This is a genomic window from Paenibacillus sp. 01L418 (genome assembly GCF_056400045.1).
Map to the genome: position 1 here is coordinate 1 of NZ_JBFTSN010000073.1, position 22,659 is coordinate 22,659.

Below are 22,659 nucleotides of genomic sequence, written 5' to 3' on the forward strand. Positions count from 1 at the left end.
CATCTATAATGCCTTTTACGAGGTGTACACCGACGGCAGCGAACCGCGGGAAACGCTGGAAAACTATGTCCGAACGATCAATCAGGAAATTACGATCAAGCGCGAAGAATTTGATTTGCCGACAAAGTAGAAGGGAGGGGTCCATATGATTCAGCTTGTTAAAAAAAGCAAGTTAAAATTGGACAGCAAAACGCTGCGGCCGCGGTTGAATCTGAAGTGGAAGGAAGTTTCGAAGAACAAGGTTTTATATGCCATGATTGCACCGTTCTTTCTAATCTTCTTCACCTTTACCGTCCTTCCCGTCTGCTTATCGCTGCTGGTCAGCTTCACTAACTTTAATATGCTGGAGTTTCCGAAGTGGGTAGGCTGGCGCAATTACGCTCAATTGTTCGTTAGGGATGATGTGTTTCTAATCGCTCTAAAAAACACGTTGATCTTCGCCGCAATCACAGGACCTGTCAGTTATATCGCCTGTTTTGTGCTCGCGTGGATTATTAATGAGTTTCCGCCAAAGATTAGAGCTTTTGCGACGCTGGTTTTTTATGCGCCTGCCTTGTCAGGGAGCGCCTTTATCGTGTGGACGCTCTTGTTCAGCAGCGATTCCTATGGATATATCAATGCCTTCCTGCTCAAATGGCATTTGATATTGGAGCCCATCCTTTGGCTCAAGACACCAAAATATATTCTTCCGATCATCATTATCGTACAGCTTTGGCTCAGCCTTGGAACGAGTTTTCTTGCCTTTATCGCAGGGCTGCAAGGACTTGATAAAACGTTATTCGAGGCGGGTGCGATCGATGGCATACGCAACCGCTGGCAGGAGCTTTGGTTCATTACGCTGCCTTCAATGAGGCCGATGCTGATGTTTGGTGCGGTCATCCAAATTACAGCTTCCTTCGGCGTTGCGGAGGTAGCGACTGCGCTCGCTGGGTTCCCAAGCGTGAAGTATGCGGGCCATACGATCGTTACGCATTTAATGGATTACGGCTCCATTCGCTTTGAGATGGGATACGCCTCTGCTATTGCGACCGTGCTGTTCGCAATGATGCTCGGCTCGAATCTCATTGTGCGTAGGCTGCTGGCGAAGGTCGGTGAGTAGCGATGATCACAATTCGTCTAAGAAAAAAAAGAATAAGCCGCTCATGGATGGGCGATGTCTTTCTGTTCTTGCTGCTTGCAGCAGTAGGATATTTTATGGCAATGCCGCTCGTATTTGTGATCAGCAATGCATTCAAGCCGATTAACGAAATTTTGAAGTTTCCGCCTGATTTTTTGGTCAAAAATCCAACATTCACTAACTTTACGGACTTATATCATCTGCTTTCCGGCTCATGGGTGCCTTTTACTCGTTACATTTATAACACATTTTTTATTGCGATTGTTGGTACGGTCGGTCACGTGCTCATTGCTTCCCTTGCAGCTTATCCACTGGCGAAGCGGAAATTTCCAGGAAAGGGATTCCTTTTCACCATTGTAGTGCTATCGCTAATGTTCTCAGCTACGGTTACTCAGATTACGAATTACATGACGATGTCATGGCTCGGTTTTCTGGATACCCACTGGGCGGTTATTATTCCGGCAATTGGCTCCTCGCTTGGGCTGTATCTTATGAAACAGTTTATGGAGCAAATACCGGATGCGCTGCTCGAAGCTGCACAGATTGATGGTTGCAGTGAAGTTCGCATTTTCTGGAGTGTCGTTATGCCTGTTGTCAAACCTGCATGGCTTACGCTAGTTATTTTCTCTTTCCAAGGTTTATGGGGGGCAGGCGGAGCAGCAGGCTCGATGTACATTTACAGTGAGCAGCTCAAAACCATTGATTACGCGTTAAGTCAGATTCTGGCGGGAGGCATCGCACGAACGGGTCCTTCGATGGCAGCAACATTGCTGCTGCTCACCGTTCCGATTCTCATCTTTGTGCTATCGCAGAGCAGCGTTATTCAAACGATGTCAACCTCCGGCATGAAAGAATGATGGGAAAGGGGAGGCTTACGTTGAATCGATTATGTAAATTTCTGCTGCTCTTCCCACTAATGCTGATCCTGGTTGGCATTTGCGTTCCAGTCTATGCTGCGCCATATGATGGCTACAATTATTCGTGGTGGGGAGATCCTGAGCCAGCGCCTGTGCCGTACTTGCCAGTGAAGCAAATCGGCGGGGAGCAGTTAAGCTCCGGACCATTCAAATCGCCAGAGGACTTGTTCATCACCGCTGACAATCAGATCTATGTGGCGGATACAGGGAATAACCGCATCGTAGTGCTTGATGAGCAAGCAAGCGTAATTCAGACGATTGATGCTTTTGTGAATGGCAATAAAGCGGATAGCTTCTCAGCTCCGCAAGGGATCTTCGTACATTCAAATGGACATTTGTTCATTGCCGATACAGGAAACAAACGCATTGTTGAACTAACGAAGGAAGGCGAGCTGGTACGCGTCATTGGCGCTCCGGAGAGCGATGTGCTGGGCGGAAACTTTGTCTATGRGCCGATCAAGCTGGTCGGAGATTCAGCGGGTCGTTTATATGTTGTCGGAAAAGGCGTGTTCAATGGCATTATGCAGTTTGATTCCGGCGGCAAGTTCTCAGGGTTTATGGGCGTCAATAAAGTGCGCTACAGTGCCGCGGATTTGTTCTGGAAGCGCGTCATGACGAAGGAGCAGCGTTCCAAAATGGTGCTCTTTATCCCTGTCGAATTCAACAACGTCGATATTGATAGTGAGGGCTTTGTTTATGCTACGACAAGCGAGGCATTCTCGGATACACCAGTTAAGCGTCTGAATCCATCTGGAACGGATGTGCTGAAGAGAACGGGCTACCAGCCCCCAAAAGGTGATATTCGATTCCGCACAGGAGGCACACGGCCCGGAACATCAGCTATTCAAAGCGTCGCGCTTGATCGAAATGGGATTTACAGCATTTTGGACAGCACGCGCGGGAGAATCTTTACGTACGACAGAGAAGGCAAGCTGATGTATATTTACGGACTGCTTGGTGAGCAGGTTGGGACGTTTAAGACGCCAGCCGACATTGACATGTTAGGCGATAAGATGATTGTGCTGGATAAAGGCTTGAATCAGCTGGTCATGTTTGAGCCAACGCGCTATGGAAAGGTGATTCGGGAAGCCGTTATTAATAATGATATTGGCGAGGAAGAAAAGTCGGTCGAGAAATGGCGCGAGGCTTTGCGATTAAACAACAATCTCGAAATCGCTTATTTGGGGATTGGGAAAGCGGAGCTCAGACAGGGACATAATTACGAAGCGATGAAGCATTTTGAGCTGGGCATGCACACGCAGTATTATTCACGGGCTTTTGAACGTTACCGCAAGGATTTCATGTGGGAGCATTTCGGGAAAATTGCGGCAGTAGCCATAACAGCAGTCGTTCTGCTCATCGCTGCGAGAGTGCTTATCAAGCGCAGAACAGCTGAGCCTAGCGTAGTGGGAATGGGCTGGTATACGATCTTCCATCCGTTTAATGGATTCTGGGAACTGAAGTTTGAGCGAAAAGGGAAGATCTGGTTTGCTTTGCTGCTGCTGCTTATTCTCTCTCTTCTCTACGTACTCAAAAGGCAGTTTACCGGCTTTATCTTTAATCCAACGGTCAATGCAGAGAATGTAAACGTGCTTGATGAGATTAAATTTATCGTGCTCCCGTTTTTTCTATGGTGCATCGCCAATTGGTCGATGACGACGCTGATGGATGGCGAGGGGAAATTCAAAGAAATTGTAATGGCTACCGCCTATGCGCTTATTCCAGTTGTGCTGATGCAAATTCCGCTTATTTTATTATCCAATGTCATTACGATTCAGGAAGGTTCGTTCTATCGATTGCTGGAGTCAATCGGCTTCTTGTGGTTTTTTGGATTGTTATTTATCGGGATGCTTACCGTTCATCAGTATACGGTGGGGAAAACGGTCATTACGATGCTGCTAACGATGCTTGTGATGGGCATCATCATCTTCTTAGGCTTGCTTTTCTTCAGCTTAGCGCAGCAAATGCTTTCCTTCGCGGCTACGGTATACAAAGAAGCGATGTTTAGACTAGGGGAGGGATAATGCCATGTCAAAGCATAATACACGGAAATGGGTGGCATTGTCCCTGCTGCTTGCGATGCTGTCGCTGCCGGCTTGCACATCGGGAACGGTTAACAGTACCCTTACATCCGGGACGCCTAGTAAAGTTGCCGCGGCAACGGATGCTTCGCTCCGTGCACTGGACGCATCAGCTCAAGTGGAGCCTCGAATAGAAGGTCTTGATCCGGTGCTGGAGAACGATGCGCTTCGGCTGTATATTAGCAAAGCTACTGCTGAAATTGCGGTCGTGGATAAAAAAAGCGGGAACATATGGCGCTCGAATCCAGACAGCTCGGAGGATAACCTTGCTTCACCTTATTTAAAGGGGAAATTATCCTCCCAAATCTCTTTCGTTTACCTCACGAAGAGCGGTCAGAACAAGGATTATGACAGCTATAACAACAGCGTGAAATTTAATCAGTTTGAAATTAAGCAAGCGGATAATGGGGTGACGGTCACCTATCAGTTCGGTGATCCACAGAAAGGGCTCGAGTCCATACCGCAGAAGATAAGCAAGGAGCGGTTCGAAGAAAGATTGCTGAAGCGATTGGAAGATCCAGCGGATCAAGAACAGCTGAAGGTTAGATACAAGCTAAATGAGGAGCAGGGCATTTACGAACGCCGAGAAATACCAAAAGCTGTCGTGAAAAAGCTATTGGCAATCTTTGAGAAGGCGGAATATACGGAAGAGGATTTTGCTATCGATAATGGTGAGGGAGACGGCGGTGGAGCAGCTGAAGAATCGGTTAAACCGAAATTTTCAGCAGCGATTGAATACACATTGGATGGCAGAGATCTAATCGCTTCAGTGGATACGTCGACCATCACTGAAGATACTCCGCCTTATCGGATTCATTCGATCAGTCTTCTAGAAAATTTCGGAGCTTCGGGCCAGAAGGATGACGGCTACCTCTTTCTTCCTGACGGGTCAGGAACGCTTATTAGGTTCAACACTGGAAATATCCAAGCGCAGCCTATCCTGATCCCGATATACGGTGAAGATAGCTCGATCTATGTAAATGAAAAGTTTAATACGCTTGAGCCAAACCGGTTGCCGGTATTCGGAATGAAAAAGAACGATGCTGCTTTTCTTGCCATTATTGAGCAGGGGGAAGCGCTCGCCAAGCTTTCCGCGGATATAAGCGGGCGATTGCATGAGTTTAATACGATTGCTGCCCAGTTCATTATTTTGCCGAAGGACGAGGTGCGTTTAAGCAATAATGAGATCATGCACAAAACGCCAAAGGAGACGTACAAGGGGAATTTGAAAATTCGTTATTCCTTATTAAGTGACGATGAGGCTGATTACTCGGGCATGGCAGCAAGCTATCGCACTTATCTGGAGAAGGCGGATGGGCTAACAAAGCTGAAAGCAGAAGGAGATGCGCCATTTTATATGGAGCTTGTTGGCAGCATCCCAAAAAAGAAAAACATGTTAGGTTTTCCTTATGAGGCTCTTGTGCCTTTAACGAATTTGAAGGAAGCTGAGCAGCTCGTTGATCAGCTTCATGGCAAGCAAATACAAAATATTCGGCTGAGTTACAAGGGCTGGTTTAATGAAGGCTTAAATCATACGATAGCTTCGAATATCGACATGGATAATGTGATAGGGAGCAAAGGCGATTGGAAGCGATTAGCGGAAAAGCTGCAGAAGACCGGAGGTGGGTTTTATCCGGATGCAGCCTTCCAGCTTATCTATCAGAATTCCGGGAAATTTAGCCCGAGCAAAGACTCTGCCCAGTACATTTCTCGGCGCTATGCGAAAATTTATGAATTCGATCGCGCAGCATATTTTCGGCATAACGAGCTGTTGTCACACTATTTGTTGACTCCAAGAAAGCTAAGTTCAACGGTCAGCGGTTTTCTGTCTGATTTCAAGAAGCTGAATCCTGGAGCTATTTCCTTGAGGGATCTGGGCTCTGAGCTTTATTCGGATTTCCGAAGAAATGCAGAGGTGACAAGAGAGGACGCAAAACGAATCGTTACAGATCAGCTCGAAGCCATTTCGGAGATGTCTCCAAGCATAATGGTCAATGGCGGCAATGCTTATGTGCTTCCGTATGTATCGCATATTCTAAACCTGCCGCAAAAAAGCAATGAATATCAGCTAGCCGGTGAGTCGATACCGTTTAACCAAATGGTGCTGCATGGTTATATCGAATATGCGGGAAAAGCATACAACATGGCTGATGAGCAAGACATTCGGGAAAGTGTACTGCGCTCGCTTGAAACGGGTTCAAATGTCTACTTTAGCTGGTTCTATGCGGAGCCGTCCGTCCTTAAGGACACTCGATTCAGTTATCTTTATTCGAATGATTATGGGCAATGGTTTGATGAGGCTGTCGACGCTTATGGCGAAGTGAATGCAGTGCTCAGGCAGGTCCGCAGTCAGAGCATGATCAAGCACGAAAAGCTGGCGGAACGCACTTACAAAACCGTATATGAGAGTGGCTTGACGGTATACGTAAATTACAGCGATGCAGTTGTGCATACGGATGGTGTGACCATTGAAGCCCATGATTACATCGTTAAGGGGGGATAAGGATGTCGAAGAGACGAACACTGAGCTTGGAGCGCAAAAAGGAAATTTACGGCGTGTTGTTCGTAACCCCTTGGCTGCTTGGATTCGTACTGCTGATGGTTATCCCATTCGTCCAGTCGCTTCAATTCAGCTTCCATAAGCTGACGCTTAATTCGGAAGGCTACTCGCTTCAATACGTCGGCCTTGAAAATTATCGCAACATCTTTTTCGTTGATGCGTGGTACGTTCGTTCCTTAACGGAAGCCGTTACGGTGATGGCATTAAACGTACCGCTCATTATTTTTTTCAGTTTATTTACAGCCACATTATTGGTGCAGAAATTCAGAGGGAGAATGCTTGCGAGAGCGATCATATTCCTGCCAGTCGTGTTAGCCTCAGGGGTTATAGCTAAGCTTGATAACGGCAATTTTCTTGCTCAAATGATCGGCTCCGCTTCAACCGACATGGAGGGCAACTATTCTGGTCTGCGAAGCATTGAGCTTAGGCCGCTGTTATTCCAAGCCGGTCTTAGCCGGGACATTGTGGAGTATTTGACGAGTGCGGTGGATCGAATCTACCAGATCATCAGCTCGTCTGGCGTCCAGATACTCATTTTTTTAGCGGGGCTGCAGTCGATCTCACCTTCTCTTTATGAAGCGGCGAAGATGGAAGGGGCCACAGGTTATGAAGCCTTCTGGAAAATAACGTTTCCCATGATTTCGCCGCTCATTCTGACGAATGTGGTGTATACCATCATCGATTCCTTCTATGACAATAAAATGACGCAAATGATTCAGGACGCAGCTTTTGGTCGATTGGACTTTGGCGTCAGTTCGGCGATGTCATGGATTTACTTTCTAGTCATCTCGATCATTCTAGTCGTATCAACGTATCTGATTTCGAAGCGTGTATTTTACTATGACTAACAAGGAGGAAGAGATATGGAAGCTGAGACGAAGGTGAAAAGCCGCATCTCGGACTCTGCCTTAGTGCGGGCCGCAACGAGCTGGTACGATCGCCATAGCCCAGTCGAAAAAGCGAAGCATTGGCTTTGGATATTCATCCGTTCCGTACTCATCGTCGGGATTTGTTTTATCATTTTGTATCCGATCATTACGAAGCTGTCCATCGCGTTGCGCGACAAGCAGGATATGTTCGATGCAACCGTCGTATGGCTGCCGCGGCATTTTACACTGGATAATATCAAAATCGTCATGGGTTATTTAAAATATTCGGAATCCGTCACTAACACGCTGCTGCTTAGCCTTGGGACGTCGCTGCTTCAACTCGCTTCCTGCGCACTGGCTGGTTATGGCTTTGCAAGGCTCAAGTTCCGGGGCAGCGCCATTTTGTTCGGAGTCGTCATCTTCACCATCGTTGTGCCGCCGCAAACGATTATGGTTCCTACGTATTTGCATTATCGCTTTTTTGATGTGTTTGGGCTCTATCATCTGTTCACAGGAAAAGATGGCGTGAATCTGCTGGAGAGCTTCTGGCCTTTCTTTATTTCTTCGGGGCTTGCGATGGGCTTGAAAAACGGTCTGTATATTTATATTTTTCGTCAATTTTTCCGCTCGCTGCCGAAGGATTTGGAGGAGGCCGCGTATGTGGACGGAGCGGGCATTCCGGGTACCTTTGCAAGAGTCATGCTGCCTAATGCTGTACCTGCGATAGCTACGGTCATGCTGTTCTCGTTCATCTGGCAATGGAATGACAGCTACTTTGTAAATCTCTTTGCGCCAAATTATACCCTTCTAGCAAGAATGCTCGATTTGCTGCCTGGTGCTGTTCGACCCGAATATGTTGGTGGTATTTCTCATACATCTCTATATTTGAACACTGGAACACTGCTCGGCATTTTGCCGATCTTCATTCTTTATTTATTCGCGCAAAGATACTTTGTAGAGAGCGTAGAGCGCACAGGATTGGTAGGCTAGCGATTATTCGGGCAACCGTACTTACGATTGGAGGGTTCTGCAATGAACGATGCCATAGGAGTAGATAGCGAGGGGCTCTTGGATAAGCAGGTGACCCTATGATCCCACCATTAATTGCCGGACTAAAAAAAGGATTTATCGTATCCTGTCAGGCGCTTGAGCATGAGCCATTGTATGGCTCCGATATTATGGCTGCGATGGCAGCGGCAGCGGAATCCGGAGGGGCATCAGCTATTCGTGCCAATACGCCGCAGGATATTGCCGCTATCAAACGCAAATGCAAGATTCCGGTTATCGGACTATATAAAAAACATTATCCCGATAGTGATGTCTACATTACTCCAACCTTGCTAGAGGTAGGGGAAGTGATTCGAGCGGGTGCTGATATCGTGGCTATAGACTGCACTTCCATGCCGAGACCAAGAAACGAGAAGCTGGATCATGTCATTGCTGCTATTCGCAAAAAATTCGCTAATACACTGATCATGGCGGATATTTCTACTTTTGAGGAAGGCGTTTCCGCTATGAAGCTTGGCGTAGATGTCGTCTCTACGACGATGTCGGGTTATACGCCACAAAGTCCGAAGCAACAAACCCCTGATTTTGAGTTAATCGGGAAATTAGCTGCGCTTGGTCAGACACCCGTTTTTGCGGAAGGAAGAATATGGTCGATCGAGGATTGCTTGCGCTGCTTTGACGCTGGCGCGCACGCTGTCGTAATCGGAACCGCTATTACAAGGCCGCAAGAGGTTGTGAGACGTTTTGTAACGAGCATCAAGTAATGAGTAGGAGGCAGCGACATGGAGCGATCGGATAGTGGAGCTTTTCTTCGTTCAGGGGAACAAACGGCAGGAATAAACAATCTGATGTTGTTTTATAACGGTCATTATGAAAACGATGCGGGCGTATGGAGGAAAGAGCAATTTATACCCTATATCAGCTATATCGATGCTGAAGGCAAGCCGCTCGAATGGCTGTTTGACGGGGCTTTGTTTCTAGCCAAGTGGTCTCATTCATCAAATGGATTTGAAGAATCAGAGGAGCATCCAAACGATCAAAATGACTGGCAATGGTACTTGGATAAGACCTTTGCGGAATCAGGTGAACTATCGGCATTAAATGAAGCCATGGAGGAAGTTGCTCTAAAATTAGCAGACCCAGAGCATAAAATGAAGGTTGTGCTCATGATTCCCTATCCGGCACCGAATCAGCAGAACTTTGGAGCAATAAGCGATGATAGCAATTCGCTTTGCTTCGATCATACGATTGTTTCTGCAGTCGAAGCGACTCGAAATAAACAAAAAGCGCTTGAGTGGTATATTGGTCAACTGCTAGAGCGCTGGGAGAATGCTGACTTGCCCTTTCTCGAGCTGAAGGCGCTCTATTGGATGAATGAAGCTGTGAATACGAGCGTTCCCTACGAGGAAGGGCTGATTGGCTGGACGGGAGATCAGGTTCGCGCAAAGGGGCTGAAATTTTTCTGGATTCCCTATTACAGGGCCAGCTTGTATTGGAAATGGAAGGAGCTAGGCTTTGACGCAGCAGCTATGCAGCCTAATCACTTTTTTACTAAGACAGGCGAATCGAGAGTCGGGATCGCAGCCAACATGGCCAAACAAGCCGGCATGGGCGTAGAGATCGAGGTCGATTCTCGGGTTTTTGAAAGCAATGGCGATTTCCGCGCAAAATATGAAAATTATTTGGCAGGCGGCGCAAGGTATGGTTATAGCGGGGAAGTATTTAAAGGTTATTATCAAGACGTCAAGCTGCTCTTTGATGCAGCATATGCGGAGGAGCCGGAGAAAAGGGACATTTATGATTTGACCTATCAATTTATAAAGGGGCGTTATAAACGATGAAAAAAGTGAATATTGGCGTGATCGGGGCAGGCTCTATTTCGGAGGTTCATCTGAATGCGTATGYAGGCAATCCAGAAGTTAACCTTTATGCCATATGTGATTTAAATGAAGAACGGGCCCAAAACAAAGCGAGTAGATTTGGCGCGCAGAAGGTGTACACCGACTACCGCGAGCTGCTCGCTGATCCAGCAATCGATGCAGTAAGCATTTGCACATGGAACAACTCGCATGCTGAAATTAGCATTGCTGCCGTAGAGGCAGGCAAGCATGTGCTCGTGGAGAAGCCGCTTTGCAAAACCGTTGCAGAAGCGGAGCGGGTAGAGCAAGCGGTGAAAAATAGCGGTAAGGTTTTGCAGGTTGGTTTCGTGAGGCGATATGGATCGAATACAGACGTTTTGCAGCGTTTCATCAGTGCAGGTGAGCTCGGCAGCATTTATTATGCAAAGGCGACTTGTTTGCGAAGGCTAGGGAACCCAGGCGGTTGGTTCTCTGACAAGGAGCGTTCGGGCGGGGGACCTTTAATCGATCTTGGCGTACACATCATTGATTTATGCTGGTACTTAATGGGCAAGCCGAAAGTAAAGTCGATCAGCGGCAATACCTATCGTCAGCTTGGGAATCGGGCAAATGTCCAAAATCTATCGTTTTACAAAGCATCCGACTATGATTCCAGCAAAAACACCGTTGAGGATCTGGCAAACGCGCTTATCCGTTTCGACAACGGGGCATCACTTTTGGTTGATGTAAGCTTTACGCTGCATGCCAAAAAAGATGAGATTACCGTTAAAATTTTTGGTGACAAGGGCGGCGCCGAAATCGAGCCGGAGCTGTTCATCGTTGCGGAGAAACATGATACGATTCTGAACATTACGCCGCAGGTTGACCAGCTAGGCTTTGATTTCGCCAGCGGATTCCAAAATGAAATCAACCATTTCATCGACAGCTGTCTCGGACGAAAAGAAACATTAAGTCCAGTACAAGATGGTCTTGAGGTGATGAAAATGCTGTGCGGCATATACGAATCAGCAGAGAAGGGTGAAGAAATTCAGTTTAGCTGAGCTTTAAAGGATTATTAAAAATGCTGTTCCATCGGGCAAGCCTTGGAACAGCATTTTCATATCTGATGTTGATGGCTTGCGAGCGCTGTGCTATAAGGATAAATCGACTTCAAACATGCGATTCCAAGGGAGATCGGCTTTTAATTCGTCGATCCTGCCCTCAGCGAGTTCAGCTAAATAATCATTGCAGAAGCGCTGCAGCTTTTGGGTGATGAGCTGAGATACATGCTCTTTAACTTGGCTCACATCGAAGTAGTTGGCCCCGAGCTCTGGCAAGTGATGAGCGACTTCCTGTCTTACGATCGTTTGATAACCCCAATCTTCAATCAAACGATAGAGCATGAAATGCTCGCTCATCTGTGTGCTTGATTCTTGGTTATTGCTTTGTTGGCGATAGTAGGAAGCTACGATGGCATGCGCTATCACTGTTCCGAGTGTATTGCCGGACGTATTCCAGCCAGCGTAAGCGGAGAGGCGGGAAATTAGGTTTTTCTTGGATAACAGCTTTAAGAGACTATTATCGGCGCCATTGCATGAAGCGACATCCGCCAGTGCGACCATGCCCCCTTTATTAGCTATCGCTTCAATCGCCGTAACGAATTCAGCTATATGTACCTCAGAGAAGTAGGAACGGTGACGATCCCGGTATAAATTTGGTGATTCAGCTGCATCATGCGAAGACACTGGAGGAGAATGTACCATGAGTACAAAATCGGCTGTCATCGAGGAATCACCCATGAAGGCGCCTCCTGAAGTTAAGTGAGATTTTATGCTTTCATTCAGACTGCGATCCTCGTATTTCGGAATGATCGTTGGCCCAAGTGTCGAGGAGTAACGAATAAAAACCTCAGGTTGATATTTTTTGATCGTGCAAAACACTTTGGCGAATAAGATGTTTCCTATTTCGTCAGCACCAGGGTAGATAAGCACATTATCCATGAGATTGTACTCCTCTACCGAGATAAGAAGCTTGCGCTGCTCCATTGGACTGAAGCCGTATTTCGAATTATCGTCCAGAGGAATAACAAGATGATCAATGATGCCGGATTGTACGAGTGTAATAATATGCTCATTTACTTGTGAGTTCGTTTCTCTGCGCTGTAGAAAGTCATTTAGAATGGCGCTTGGTATAGAGCTATGAAGCTGAAGCCATTCGTTTTGTTCATCATCGTTCAGCAGCTCTGAAGTCTGCTTGTCTTTTAACCAGCCATAGCGATAAATCGAGTGTCCATAATGCGCATAATAATCAGGTTCCTCGTCACTGCTGTTGTAAGCTGGGGCTCTCATAATTAAATTGAACGCATAAATGCGAAGTGCGGGATTGCGCTGCTTCAGCTGCTCAAGCAGTTGAAGACGTTCCATGCATGCTTGAAGCGATAATTGATGCAGACGGGAAGGAACAATGCCGCCGTAAACGAGCATATCAACGGAAAGTATCAAGTAGTCTGCATCAACAGCTTGCTGCATGAGCCAGTCATGTACCCCTTCATAGCGGGCAGGCTGTTTCTTTCTTCCGAGCAAGTCTAGTGGCGGAGCGACGAGCGAGAGATCGCTGATTGCAGCTATCATTTGTGGAAATTTTGCATTGCAAGGACGTTCGTCTAGCGGAAGGTAAACGACTTTACTCATACAATGACCTCCATTTTTGGATAAATGATGAATTACACCTATTATACATCAAGCTGAGTAAATGGAATATTTTTTTATAAAAAAAATTTAAAAAGGATTTTTTCACTAAAATGGTCATAAAAATTGGATTATGAGATCTCACATCAGCTGTTGGATGATCATTTATGAGGCGTGGTCTCGTTCTACTAGAAAAGTCGAAATTGAAACGATTGGAGGATTTATTCTAAAAATTTAAAATAAATAAAAAAATATTCCGTTATCAATTAATAGGTGGTACACTACAAGTGAAATTGGAAAAAGGAGGTATAAATGGTTGTCTACGTTGTTTAAGGACTCATTTCGCAACCAAGCCGTTTCTGGTCCTAGCATCCAGATTGATCCCTCATTTCCCTATTATCAGCAAAGGTCGCCAGAGAGTATTGTTGAAGAAATTATGCTTGCAGGGTATCAAAGCGTCCATTATTTTGTTGTAAATGAACATGTCATTCAGAAGGACTTGCTGCTCGCCTTCCGTCAAAATGGAATTCCGGTGTGGGCGATGGTGATAGGAAACGGTACCTTCTCTACCGACAGGTTTCCAGAAGAATGGCCTTCTTGGCAGATGAAGCTGCTTAAGGAGCCGAATGACGGCTTCTGGAGATTGTCGCCATTTAGTGAAGGCTACGTGCAGTGGAAAAAATCAGCGATGGCTAAGCTTGTGACGGAGTATCCTTTTGACGGGATAGAAATTGCCGAACCGTATTTTCCAGAGTGGGGCGGGATTGAGAGAGGGGTTTACGGAGATGTTGGGCCGCTTGCTAAGTCGGCGTTCCGAGCACGTTACGGAGTAGATATGCCTGATTTTACAAATGCAGCTGCTCCTAACTATTACCTTCGGGATGTTCAAACCTACAACAAGTGGATCGAATTCCGTGTAGAAGCAGTCAATGGCTTTATAAATGAAATGATAAATGGAGAAGGAGGCGTTCGTGAGGTTAGGCCAGATATCGTTGTCGCCACTTGGTCGCTTGCGATTAATGCAGGACAGGATAGCGTTGAACGACTCCGTGAAGACCAAGGCCTCGATGCTCCATCGATGATTGAAAAGGTTAAGCCCGATATCCATTTCTTGCAAACACATTGGCCCGATTGGCTGCGCGGTGATCTGCCAGCTGATTACGTTAAAGGCTACCAGCCCTTTGTCGATCAGATCAAGGAGCGATTTCCCGAGCTGCCATTAGCCGTTCAGGCGGATATCGGTTCTGCACAACCAATGATTAAAAGCGGGGAATGGCTGGAGACATTCAGTCAAACGGCTTTTGCGCTCGGCTATGCATCTTGGACAGCTTATGAGTATCATACAGGCGGTTATATGTATGATCATAAGCCGTTTCCCATGCTAACTGAACGGAGAAGCAGAAACGAAATTGTGATTTCATTCAACAAACGGATTGACGAACACTCGGCTATGAATGATTCCTGCTACAAGCTTTGGAATAACGGCGCTTCTATTTCTCTGATATGGGATCGTATAGCGGTTGATGGAAATAGAGTTATTCTTCGTTGGGAACAGCTGCCGGCAGCTTCATTTGTGCTAGAACTAAGTGATATTCGTGATACGCCGGAGAGATGGTTGTTTAAGGATAGACCCGCAAATGTGATTCCAAATGGTACGAGATTGTCCATTCTAGGAGTTTATTGAGCAAGAACGCAGCAATCATTACTCATGGGGAGTGAAGATGATTAAATGCAAAATATTCATATTGGTTTTATAGGTACTGGCGGTATCGCACAGCTTCATGCTGGTCAGATGCAAGCGCTGGAAGGCGTGGAAATCGTTGCAGTGGCAGACCCAAATGAACAGTCTGCTCTGCAGTTTCTATCAACATTCCATTTGACCAATACCCGACGATACGCAGGCCATAAAGAAATGCTCGAAGAAGGCGGCTTGGATGCCGTTATTATATGCTCACCGCATACTTTGCATTTTGCCCAAGCACTTGATGTATTGAACGCAGGCTGTCATGTATTGATTGAGAAGCCGATGACCTGCACCTCCCAAGAAGCTGAGCAATTAATAAATGCTGCAGAGGCAAATTCGAGGCTGCTTCAGGTTTCCTACCAAAGGCATTTCCAACCGGAGTTCATCTTTATTCGCCAAGCGATAGCAGATGGCGTAATTGGCAAACTAAGCTCGATTAACGCAACGCTCTATCAGGATTGGAAACGCAGCCAAACAGGCACATGGCGACAAAATGCTGCGCTTTCTGGTGGCGGTATGCTAATGGATTCAGGCAGCCATATTATTGACGTTCTGTTATGGACGACAGGCCTTACGCCGCTTGAGGTGAAGTCGACGCTTAGTAGCCATGGTGCACCGGTGGAAATCGATTCTTTTACGAGCATCACCTTTGAAGAGGGTGCCATTGCTGCGTTGAACATTATTGGTTATGTACCGGGCTATAAGGAGTTTTATTCCTTCTGCGGCGATTTAGGCGTGATCTATCTCGAGAATGGCAGAATTGAAATTTCAACCTATAAGGATGGCGTTCTGCCAGTTCAGCTGCCAGCTCAAAGCACGAATCAGGACAAAAGCTTCATTGACGCGATCAGAGGAGAACATGAAATATTGGTATCGGGAGAATATGCTAGGAAGGTTATCCAATTGACTGAAGCGATATATCGTTCAGCAGACTATCAAGTTTGATTTGGCACTTCTAATTTCCATGAGGAGCGTGATTGGTTTGAACGTTAGCTTGAGTATGTGGAGCGTGCATAAATATTGGTACGAGGGAAAATGGGATACCGTTGATTTCCTAGCATTTGCCTCCGAGACAGGGGTTAAGGGAGTGGAGCTGCTCAGTTGTTTTTGGAAGGAAAAGGAGAAGGATATCCCACTAATCGATGAAGCGCTTCGTAAATATGGTTTGCAGGTTGCGTGCTTCAGCGCGTGCAACAACTTTGTGGTAGCAGATGATTCACAAAGGCAAGCACAATTAAAGGAAGTAACGGATGCTGTCGACGCGGCTGTTCATTTTGGAGCAAAGGTCGTTCGTGTATTCTCAGGGGATTTGCCCAATGACTCCATTTCGTTTGAGCAGGGAATGCAATTCGTAATTGATGGACTTCGTGCAGCGGCTGATTATGCCGAACAGAAGGGTGTAACACTTTGCCTAGAAAATCACGGGTTATTTGCAGGACGCAGCGACCAGGTTATGGCTATTATCCAACAGATTAATTCCCATGCACTGCGAAGCACGTTCGATACCGGAAATTTTCTGCTCGTTGGCCAAAGCTCTAGCGATGCGATTGATGAGCTGAATGGGTATGTTGGTCATGTGCATGTTAAAGACTTTCTACCAGTGCCGGAAGGTACGGCTGGCGGCGTCACTCGGGCTTTAACGGGGGAACTGTTTTTAGGGAAAATTGCTGGAGAAGGTGCTGTCGATTTGAAATATATTTTCGGCGAGCTGAAGAAATCCGGTTTTGACGGGTGGCTTACCGTAGAGTTCGAAGGCGAAGAAGAGCCTAAGTTTGGCTCTATTGAAGCAGTTAATCATGTAACACGAATAGTGGCCGGCCTTTAAGAAAGCATTAAATGATAAAGGATAGTTAATTGATTCTGTCTACGACCAAAACTTAAGAACGATTTGGAAGGAGATATATTGTGAAGGTGCATTTTCTTGGCACTGCTGCTGCGGAAGGTTTTCCTGCGATGTTTTGTCGTTGTGTGCACTGCTTGAAGGCAAGAGAGCTTGGCGGTAAAAATGTGAGAACACGGAGCTCCGTCCTTATTGATGGCGTGTTGAAGGTTGATTTTCCGCCAGATACGCTTCATCATGTTTTGACGGGCGGCATCGATCTCGGTCTTGTGAAGGATTTGTTCATCACGCACACGCATCTGGATCATCTTCGTGCAGAGGATTTGGAGCTGCGGATGCCTGTTTATGCTCATGGATTGGATGCGCCGTTACACGTTTACGGCCACGATGCTGTCATTCGCAAATGCCGGGATGCTGTTGGAAGACCAGATGCGGAGCGGTTGGTGCTGCGAAAAATAGATCTGTTCGAAACCGTCGATACCGGAAATGCCAAGGTGACGGCGCTACCGGCTAATCATGATCCGGATGAAACCTGTTTGCTCTTTCTAATCGAAAAGGATGGGAAGCGCATCTTTTATGGACACGATACCGGGCTTCTTCCTGAAGAAACATGGCGATGGCTGGAACAGACGAAATTGGACCTCGCCATATTGGATTGTACGAACGGCCATCTGCCGTTTACAGGCGGACATCTCAACATCGCAGCTGTTCTTGATATTAGGAATCGGTTACGCAGCAATGGGATATTCAGCCGGGAAAGCAAGGTTGTGGTCACACATTTCTCTCACAATATAGGACTGCTGCACGATGATCTTACGCAGTTTTTTGATCAAGAGGATATCATAGTAGCTTTTGACGGTATGATTTTGCAGCTATAATACGGTTCCTGAAAGGAGTGAATGCCGTTCATGAAAGCCTCCGAGCAGTATTACTTGCAATACAGCCATCATGTTGAAATTGAAAGGCAGCAGGCAATGGATGAGGGGAAACAGATCAGCGCAGAATTGGCTGCTACGTATGAGAAGCTGGCTTCCATGCCGTGGAATGACCCGCAACGTGAACAAATGGCTGCGGCTTATATCGACGAAATGGGAGAGCTGCCTTTAAGAGCTGACTTCCCGTTTGTTGAGCCTTCTAACCTGACGGAAATAGTAGCGGAACGACCAGTTGCCGAATTCCCGGTGAATCAACCTGCTCTATATGAAGATTTAGCGGATAAAATGTATGGTGCATGGCTCGGTCGATCCGCAGGCTGCTTATTGGGGCAGCCGATCGAAGGGTGGAGAAAGGAACGTATTACAGGCTTGTTAAAGGAAACAAACAATCTTCCAGTTCATTATTATATTTCATCTGAAATTGATCCTGAAATTGCGGAGAAGTACGGCGTCATTAACGAAGGCGGGTCGTATGGAAACGAGCTCGTAAGCTGGATTAATAATGTGAAGCATATGGTCGAGGACGATGATATGAATTATACAATCATCAGCCTTGCTGTATTAGAAAAATTCGGCTATGACTTCTCTCCTGACGATGTAGCAGAAACATGGCTTAACCTGTTGCCTTTGCTGCRCACCTGTACTGCAGAACGCATTGCTTACCGGAATCTCGTTAATCGCTTAGATCCACCACTCTCAGCTACATATCGAAATGTCTATAGAGAGTGGATTGGCGCTCAAATTCGTGTTGATTTGTATGGCTATATTAATCCTGGGAATCCAGTGAAAGCTGCTGAAATGGCTTGGAGAGACGCTTCGATCTCGCATGTGAAAAATGGCATCTACGGCGCGATGTGGACTGCAGCTATGCTGGCCATGGCTGCTGTGACGGACAACAGGCAGGATGTGATCAGAGCCRGTCTCGGTCAAATTCCTGCAAATTGCCGGCTTGCAGACGATATTCGGACGGTGTTACGCTGGTATGAGGAGCAGGTGACCTTCGATTCAGTAGTTGAGCGTATTCACCATAAATATGATGAAAGCAATGCACATCATTGGTGCCATACGATCTCAAATGCGATGATTGTGGCCGCTTCTCTGCTTTATGGTGAAGGTGATCTGGAAGCAACAATAGGTTTAGCAATCATTTCGGGCTTTGACACGGATTGCAATGCGGCTACCGCAGGTTCTATCGTAGGTATGCAAAAAGGTGCGAGCCAACTACCCGAGAAATGGGTGAAGCCGCTAAACGATAAAATTCGTTCCGGCGTAGATGGCTTCGGCGTCGTGTCTCTTTCTCATTTGGCAGAGCGAACGGTGAAATTGATTGCAAATAATCCTTATTTGAAATGATGGGGTTGCTACAATTTGAAAGCGATACAAATACAATAAACCCAATACCGCCAAGGTGTTGGGTTTGTTGTATACTGGGAGAAAAGGTTAATCATTTCATCTTATAATAAGAGCTATATTTGGAGGAGATCATTCGATGCGTTATGATGTTAAACTAAATGCGATAGAACAGAAATGGGATATTGTAGCTGGCCGAAAAGAAATCATAAAAGGAATGAAGGATAAAATTTTTGCTGAGAAAATTGCTGAAGAATTAAATAAAGCCTATGATCAAGGCAGTGCTGATAGAGAGAATGTAGACAAGAAAATCAATGACAGCATAAATAGATTATTTTTTTAAGAGTTAATAGAGTTTTGTTGAAGTATTGAAGAGGTAATTGGACATTAAATTAAAAATGAGGAATTCGAAAGAGTTTTTGACAAGTGTATGGTTTGAACTAAAACAGAATCGAGGTGTGAGTATTGAACCAAATTATTATACAAAAATATGATCCTCAAAGAGATAAAGCTCAAATCGAACGCATGCTGCTTAACTACAATCATCTATTGAATATGTTTTATAATGATGAAAAAGGTAACAAAGATAATATCTTGGTTGCTCTTAATAACACTACAACCATTGGGTTTCTTTCATTTAATGGTTTCGGCAGAAAACCTCAGGCCATATTATATGTGAACAAAGAGCATGAAGCAGCGGATATCGGCTCAATGCTAATTCAAGAATATGAAAAAATGCTTATTCCTAATGAAAAAATAGAGCATACCCTATTTACGTGTTCTCATCGTGACACTGATTTAATTAATCTTTTGGACAATAATGGATACAGATTATATTTATCCTCTTACATTATGGAGCGTAAGGGTGAATCATTCCCTTCAGATAACATCATAGTTAGAAATTATGAAGAGAATGATTATTTTGAATGGGATAGAATTTGCGAATTAGCTTTCTATCATATGCGACAGCGTATAGGATTGTATCCTTCGTTTTTTTATAAGCCTGTGGAATGGGAACGCGAGCAGTTTGCCCAAAATAAAAATAATATGTTTGTCATGATAGTTGATAATACTATAGTAGCAATAGGAAAAATTGAAGGGAATAAAATATGTACCGTTGCTATTTCCATAGAACATCAATCACGCGGTTATGGAAGAGTTTTTGTGAAATACCTTGTTAATGAAATCATTAGCAGGGGTGAAGAAAAGGTAATCCTTGACGTTGCAAAAGGTAATTTTGCGAAAACGTTATATGAAAGCCTTGGGTTTGAAGAAACGGCGTTTTATCACCACTATATTAAATATTTTAGACCGGATACAAGACTAAGTGCTCCACCCGACAATTATTAAACAATACTTTTGGATGCCGAAAAGTGCCTCAAAATGAATCTAAAGCACGTAAGGCAATCCATTCAAATACATATGAATAGCGTTTGTACTTTGTTTAAGTACTTGAATCGTTTTAGAGTTAGGCTGTTTATATATTTCTAAATAGTCTATCTCGTTATATTGTTGCCGTATAGGAAAAGCTAATTTTTCTTCAGTTAAAGAAAACTCTGCAGCAATGCCGGCTTTATTTCCACGAGCATCAAAGCGAACCCATCTTCCAATGCTGTTTATATAGGCGGCATTAAGAGCATGAATGCAGTATCCTGTGTCGGGTGTATCCCCAATTGTAAGTCGTTGATAACAAAATCCTGTTGGAATCCCTTTGCTTCGTAACAGTGCAGATAATAAATTTGATTTGGCGTAGCAAATACCTTCTTTATAAAATAGGACTTCTGAAGCGCTGCATGTTATCCGATTGCTTTGAATGTCCCAAGAGTGCGCTATTTGATCTCGAACAAATTCGTAAGCATTTTTTATAAAATCGACTTCGTTAGAAGATCTAGAAAATAATCCATCTGATAAATTGTTGATTGTCGGGTGACTGAAATCGATGTCTTCTGTTTCCTCCAAATAATCTTCTATATTATCCGACTCACACGTTATGTTCATAGCATAATGCCTCCAGTTATTAGTTTATTCTTAGGAATTATTATGCATTTAAATGAATTAATATACAACAACTAATTTCGTTCAACCGTTGTTGACCTAGTAGTTTTTATGACTGAATAATGAAATGCAATATGGTACAATAGAACGGATTATTATTGAGAAAATGCAATTATATACGGTAGAATATAGAAGTAAAGTGCTTTAAGAATTAACATAATTTAGTGGTTATAAAAATATTAGAAAACAGGCAGGAGTAGAAACGATGAAATGCCCTCATTGCAACAATGAATTAATTGAAGTCCCTTTATGTTACGGAATTGAAGCACCAGACTATTTTTACAAGGTGCCAGAAGAGCAAAGAACAGAGTTAATTAGAGATTTTTGCGTAATTGATGAACAATTTTTTTATATTAGGGGACACATTGAAATACCAATTATTGATAGTAATGAAAAATTTATATGGAGTGTTTGGGTTTCACTTAGTGGCGAAAATTTTTTGAAATCCAATGAATTATTGAATGTACAAGGAAGAGAAAACGAACAACCATATTTTGGCTGGTTGTCGACGGAACTTTCAATATATCCAATATCTACACTGTCGTTGAAAACAATGGTACATACACAAGAAGTTGGCGCCGTTCCGTTAATAGAACTAGAACAGACTGATCATCCACTTGCAGTTGAACAAAGAGAAGGAATTACAATGGAGAGAGTAATAGAGATTGCTCATTTAACAAATCACCACATGAATGATTGAATAGCCAATGAAAACTGACTTTTATGAACATCTATTTTCAATTGCAATGAGTGAATCGCAAATTTACGCAACAAAAAAACCACTTCGTTATCATGAATTAAGTGTCATGATATCAAAGTGGTTTAAATTTACAAAACGGGGTCTCGTATTGACCTCTAGATTAAACATCGTCTAAAATAGTCTATAAACCCAATAAGGATGCGGTCGAGAGGACTCGAACCTCCACGGCTGTTACACCACTAGAACCTGAATCTAGCGCGTCTGCCAATTCCGCCACGACCGCAAAACATGTTTTAACAAAAAATATCGTATCATGAGTAAGCTGGAATAGTCAACAATATTTTATAAAAATGGGGGAAAATGCTGTGGAGCAATTAGAGCAAAAAATCATGCAAGAAGGAATCGTCCTTAATGACAATGTATTGAAGGTGGATTCATTCTTAAACCATCAAGTAGATCCGCAGCTTATGCTTGCCATAGGTAAAACGTTCACTTCCCTATTCGAAGCGCAAGGAATTACGAAGGTACTTACACTGGAGTCTTCAGGCATCGCACCTGCGGTTATGGCCGCTCTGCAAATGAACGTGCCGTTAATATTTGCGCGTAAACGCAAGTCGCTGACACTTAAGGATGATCTCTATACCGAGAAAATCTATTCCTTTACGAAGCAAGAGGAAAGTGAAGTTACTGTTTCACGCAAGTTTTTGGCAGCTGAAGATCGTGTCCTCATTATAGATGACTTCCTAGCAAACGGCGATGCAGCACTTGGTTTGGCTCGAATCGTTGAGCAAGCGGGTGCATCGGTAGCCGGAATTGGCATCGTGATCGAGAAGGCGTTCCAGCCAGGACGTGAAAAGCTGATCGAGCATGGTTATCTTGTACATTCATTGGCAAGAGTGGCATCATTAGCAGGCGGAAAAGTAACATTTGCACCACATCCAGTCGCTCACGCTTAAAC

General features: G+C 44.7%; 20 protein-coding genes and 1 tRNA gene. 18 read left to right on the forward strand and 3 right to left on the reverse strand.

Annotated elements, in window-relative coordinates:
- The first annotated feature begins 145 nt into the window (after window positions 1-145).
- The 9 genes from AC1DSE_RS12295 to AC1DSE_RS12335 all read left to right on the forward strand — a co-directional run bounded on the left by AC1DSE_RS12295 (window position 146) and on the right by AC1DSE_RS12335 (window position 11,451).
- Window positions 146-1,099: a carbohydrate ABC transporter permease gene (locus tag AC1DSE_RS12295; RefSeq protein ID WP_144376841.1), complete on the forward strand. Its 954-nt coding sequence runs from the start codon at window positions 146-148 to the stop codon at window positions 1,097-1,099.
- 2 nt (window positions 1,100-1,101) lie between these two features.
- Window positions 1,102-1,974 carry a carbohydrate ABC transporter permease gene (locus AC1DSE_RS12300; RefSeq protein ID WP_076270027.1) on the forward strand — a complete coding sequence of 291 codons (873 nt, stop codon included), beginning with the start codon at window positions 1,102-1,104 and terminating at the stop codon, window positions 1,972-1,974.
- Window positions 1,975-1,994: 20 nt separating this feature from the next.
- A complete protein-coding gene (locus AC1DSE_RS12305) occupies window positions 1,995-4,058 on the forward strand; it encodes a YIP1 family protein (protein WP_477527717.1) in 2,064 nt (687 codons plus the stop codon).
- A gap of 4 nt (window positions 4,059-4,062) precedes the next feature.
- A complete protein-coding gene (locus AC1DSE_RS12310) occupies window positions 4,063-6,618 on the forward strand; it encodes a DUF5696 domain-containing protein (protein WP_477512898.1) in 2,556 nt (851 codons plus the stop codon).
- 2 nt (window positions 6,619-6,620) lie between these two features.
- Window positions 6,621-7,523, forward strand: a complete 903-nt coding sequence (locus AC1DSE_RS12315; protein WP_076270024.1) for a carbohydrate ABC transporter permease — start codon at window positions 6,621-6,623, stop codon at window positions 7,521-7,523.
- A 15-nt stretch (window positions 7,524-7,538) separates the two neighbouring features.
- A complete protein-coding gene (locus tag AC1DSE_RS12320; RefSeq protein ID WP_083682375.1) occupies window positions 7,539-8,534 on the forward strand; it encodes a carbohydrate ABC transporter permease in 996 nt (331 codons plus the stop codon).
- A 98-nt stretch (window positions 8,535-8,632) separates the two neighbouring features.
- Complete coding sequence (locus tag AC1DSE_RS12325; protein WP_477512897.1) at window positions 8,633-9,316, forward strand: N-acetylmannosamine-6-phosphate 2-epimerase; 684 nt, start codon at window positions 8,633-8,635, stop codon at window positions 9,314-9,316.
- 18 nt (window positions 9,317-9,334) lie between these two features.
- On the forward strand, window positions 9,335-10,393 hold the full coding sequence (locus AC1DSE_RS12330; protein ID WP_477512896.1) for a DUF4855 domain-containing protein: 1,059 nt from the start codon (window positions 9,335-9,337) through the stop codon (window positions 10,391-10,393).
- Window positions 10,390-11,451, forward strand: coding sequence for a Gfo/Idh/MocA family protein (locus tag AC1DSE_RS12335; protein WP_477527718.1), 1,062 nt, complete (start codon window positions 10,390-10,392; stop codon window positions 11,449-11,451). Before AC1DSE_RS12330 ends, AC1DSE_RS12335 begins: the two co-directional genes overlap by 4 nt.
- A gap of 90 nt (window positions 11,452-11,541) precedes the next feature.
- Here the strand turns inward: AC1DSE_RS12335 and AC1DSE_RS12340 are convergent, their stop codons facing one another.
- Window positions 11,542-13,080, reverse strand: coding sequence for a DUF4127 family protein (locus AC1DSE_RS12340; protein ID WP_477512894.1), 1,539 nt, complete (start codon window positions 13,078-13,080; stop codon window positions 11,542-11,544).
- A 313-nt stretch (window positions 13,081-13,393) separates the two neighbouring features.
- Between AC1DSE_RS12340 and AC1DSE_RS12345 the strand changes: the two genes are divergently transcribed.
- From AC1DSE_RS12345 to AC1DSE_RS12375, 7 genes are all read left to right on the forward strand, one after another.
- Window positions 13,394-14,761 carry an N-acyl-D-glucosamine 2-epimerase gene (locus AC1DSE_RS12345; RefSeq protein ID WP_477512893.1) on the forward strand — a complete coding sequence of 456 codons (1,368 nt, stop codon included), beginning with the start codon at window positions 13,394-13,396 and terminating at the stop codon, window positions 14,759-14,761.
- Between the two features lie 45 nt (window positions 14,762-14,806).
- The gene (locus AC1DSE_RS12350) at window positions 14,807-15,766 is read left to right on the forward strand and encodes a Gfo/Idh/MocA family protein (protein ID WP_441882819.1); all 960 of its coding nucleotides are present in this window, start codon (window positions 14,807-14,809) and stop codon (window positions 15,764-15,766) included.
- A 37-nt stretch (window positions 15,767-15,803) separates the two neighbouring features.
- Window positions 15,804-16,646 carry a sugar phosphate isomerase/epimerase family protein gene (locus AC1DSE_RS12355; RefSeq protein WP_441882821.1) on the forward strand — a complete coding sequence of 281 codons (843 nt, stop codon included), beginning with the start codon at window positions 15,804-15,806 and terminating at the stop codon, window positions 16,644-16,646.
- 80 nt (window positions 16,647-16,726) lie between these two features.
- Window positions 16,727-17,539, forward strand: coding sequence for an MBL fold metallo-hydrolase (locus tag AC1DSE_RS12360; RefSeq protein ID WP_441882823.1), 813 nt, complete (start codon window positions 16,727-16,729; stop codon window positions 17,537-17,539).
- A 30-nt stretch (window positions 17,540-17,569) separates the two neighbouring features.
- A complete protein-coding gene (locus AC1DSE_RS12365) occupies window positions 17,570-18,949 on the forward strand; it encodes an ADP-ribosylglycohydrolase family protein (protein ID WP_477527719.1) in 1,380 nt (459 codons plus the stop codon).
- A 136-nt stretch (window positions 18,950-19,085) separates the two neighbouring features.
- Window positions 19,086-19,289: a hypothetical protein gene (locus AC1DSE_RS12370; RefSeq protein WP_441882827.1), complete on the forward strand. Its 204-nt coding sequence runs from the start codon at window positions 19,086-19,088 to the stop codon at window positions 19,287-19,289.
- A gap of 122 nt (window positions 19,290-19,411) precedes the next feature.
- Window positions 19,412-20,296 (forward strand): GNAT family N-acetyltransferase, encoded by an 885-nt coding sequence (locus AC1DSE_RS12375; protein WP_477512892.1) that lies wholly within the window; start codon window positions 19,412-19,414, stop codon window positions 20,294-20,296.
- 39 nt (window positions 20,297-20,335) lie between these two features.
- Here the strand turns inward: AC1DSE_RS12375 and AC1DSE_RS12380 are convergent, their stop codons facing one another.
- On the reverse strand, window positions 20,336-20,944 hold the full coding sequence (locus tag AC1DSE_RS12380; protein WP_477527720.1) for a transglutaminase-like domain-containing protein: 609 nt from the start codon (window positions 20,942-20,944) through the stop codon (window positions 20,336-20,338).
- A gap of 262 nt (window positions 20,945-21,206) precedes the next feature.
- On the opposite strand from AC1DSE_RS12380, the gene AC1DSE_RS12385 reads away from it, so the two are divergent.
- Window positions 21,207-21,701: a DUF2199 domain-containing protein gene (locus AC1DSE_RS12385; protein ID WP_441882833.1), complete on the forward strand. Its 495-nt coding sequence runs from the start codon at window positions 21,207-21,209 to the stop codon at window positions 21,699-21,701.
- Between the two features lie 199 nt (window positions 21,702-21,900).
- Here AC1DSE_RS12385 and AC1DSE_RS12390 read toward each other — a convergent pair.
- Window positions 21,901-21,984 (reverse strand) — tRNA-Leu (locus AC1DSE_RS12390).
- An 82-nt stretch (window positions 21,985-22,066) separates the two neighbouring features.
- Between AC1DSE_RS12390 and AC1DSE_RS12395 the strand changes: the two genes are divergently transcribed.
- Window positions 22,067-22,657: a xanthine phosphoribosyltransferase gene (locus tag AC1DSE_RS12395; RefSeq protein WP_441882835.1), complete on the forward strand. Its 591-nt coding sequence runs from the start codon at window positions 22,067-22,069 to the stop codon at window positions 22,655-22,657.
- Window positions 22,658-22,659: the final 2 nt, after the last annotated feature.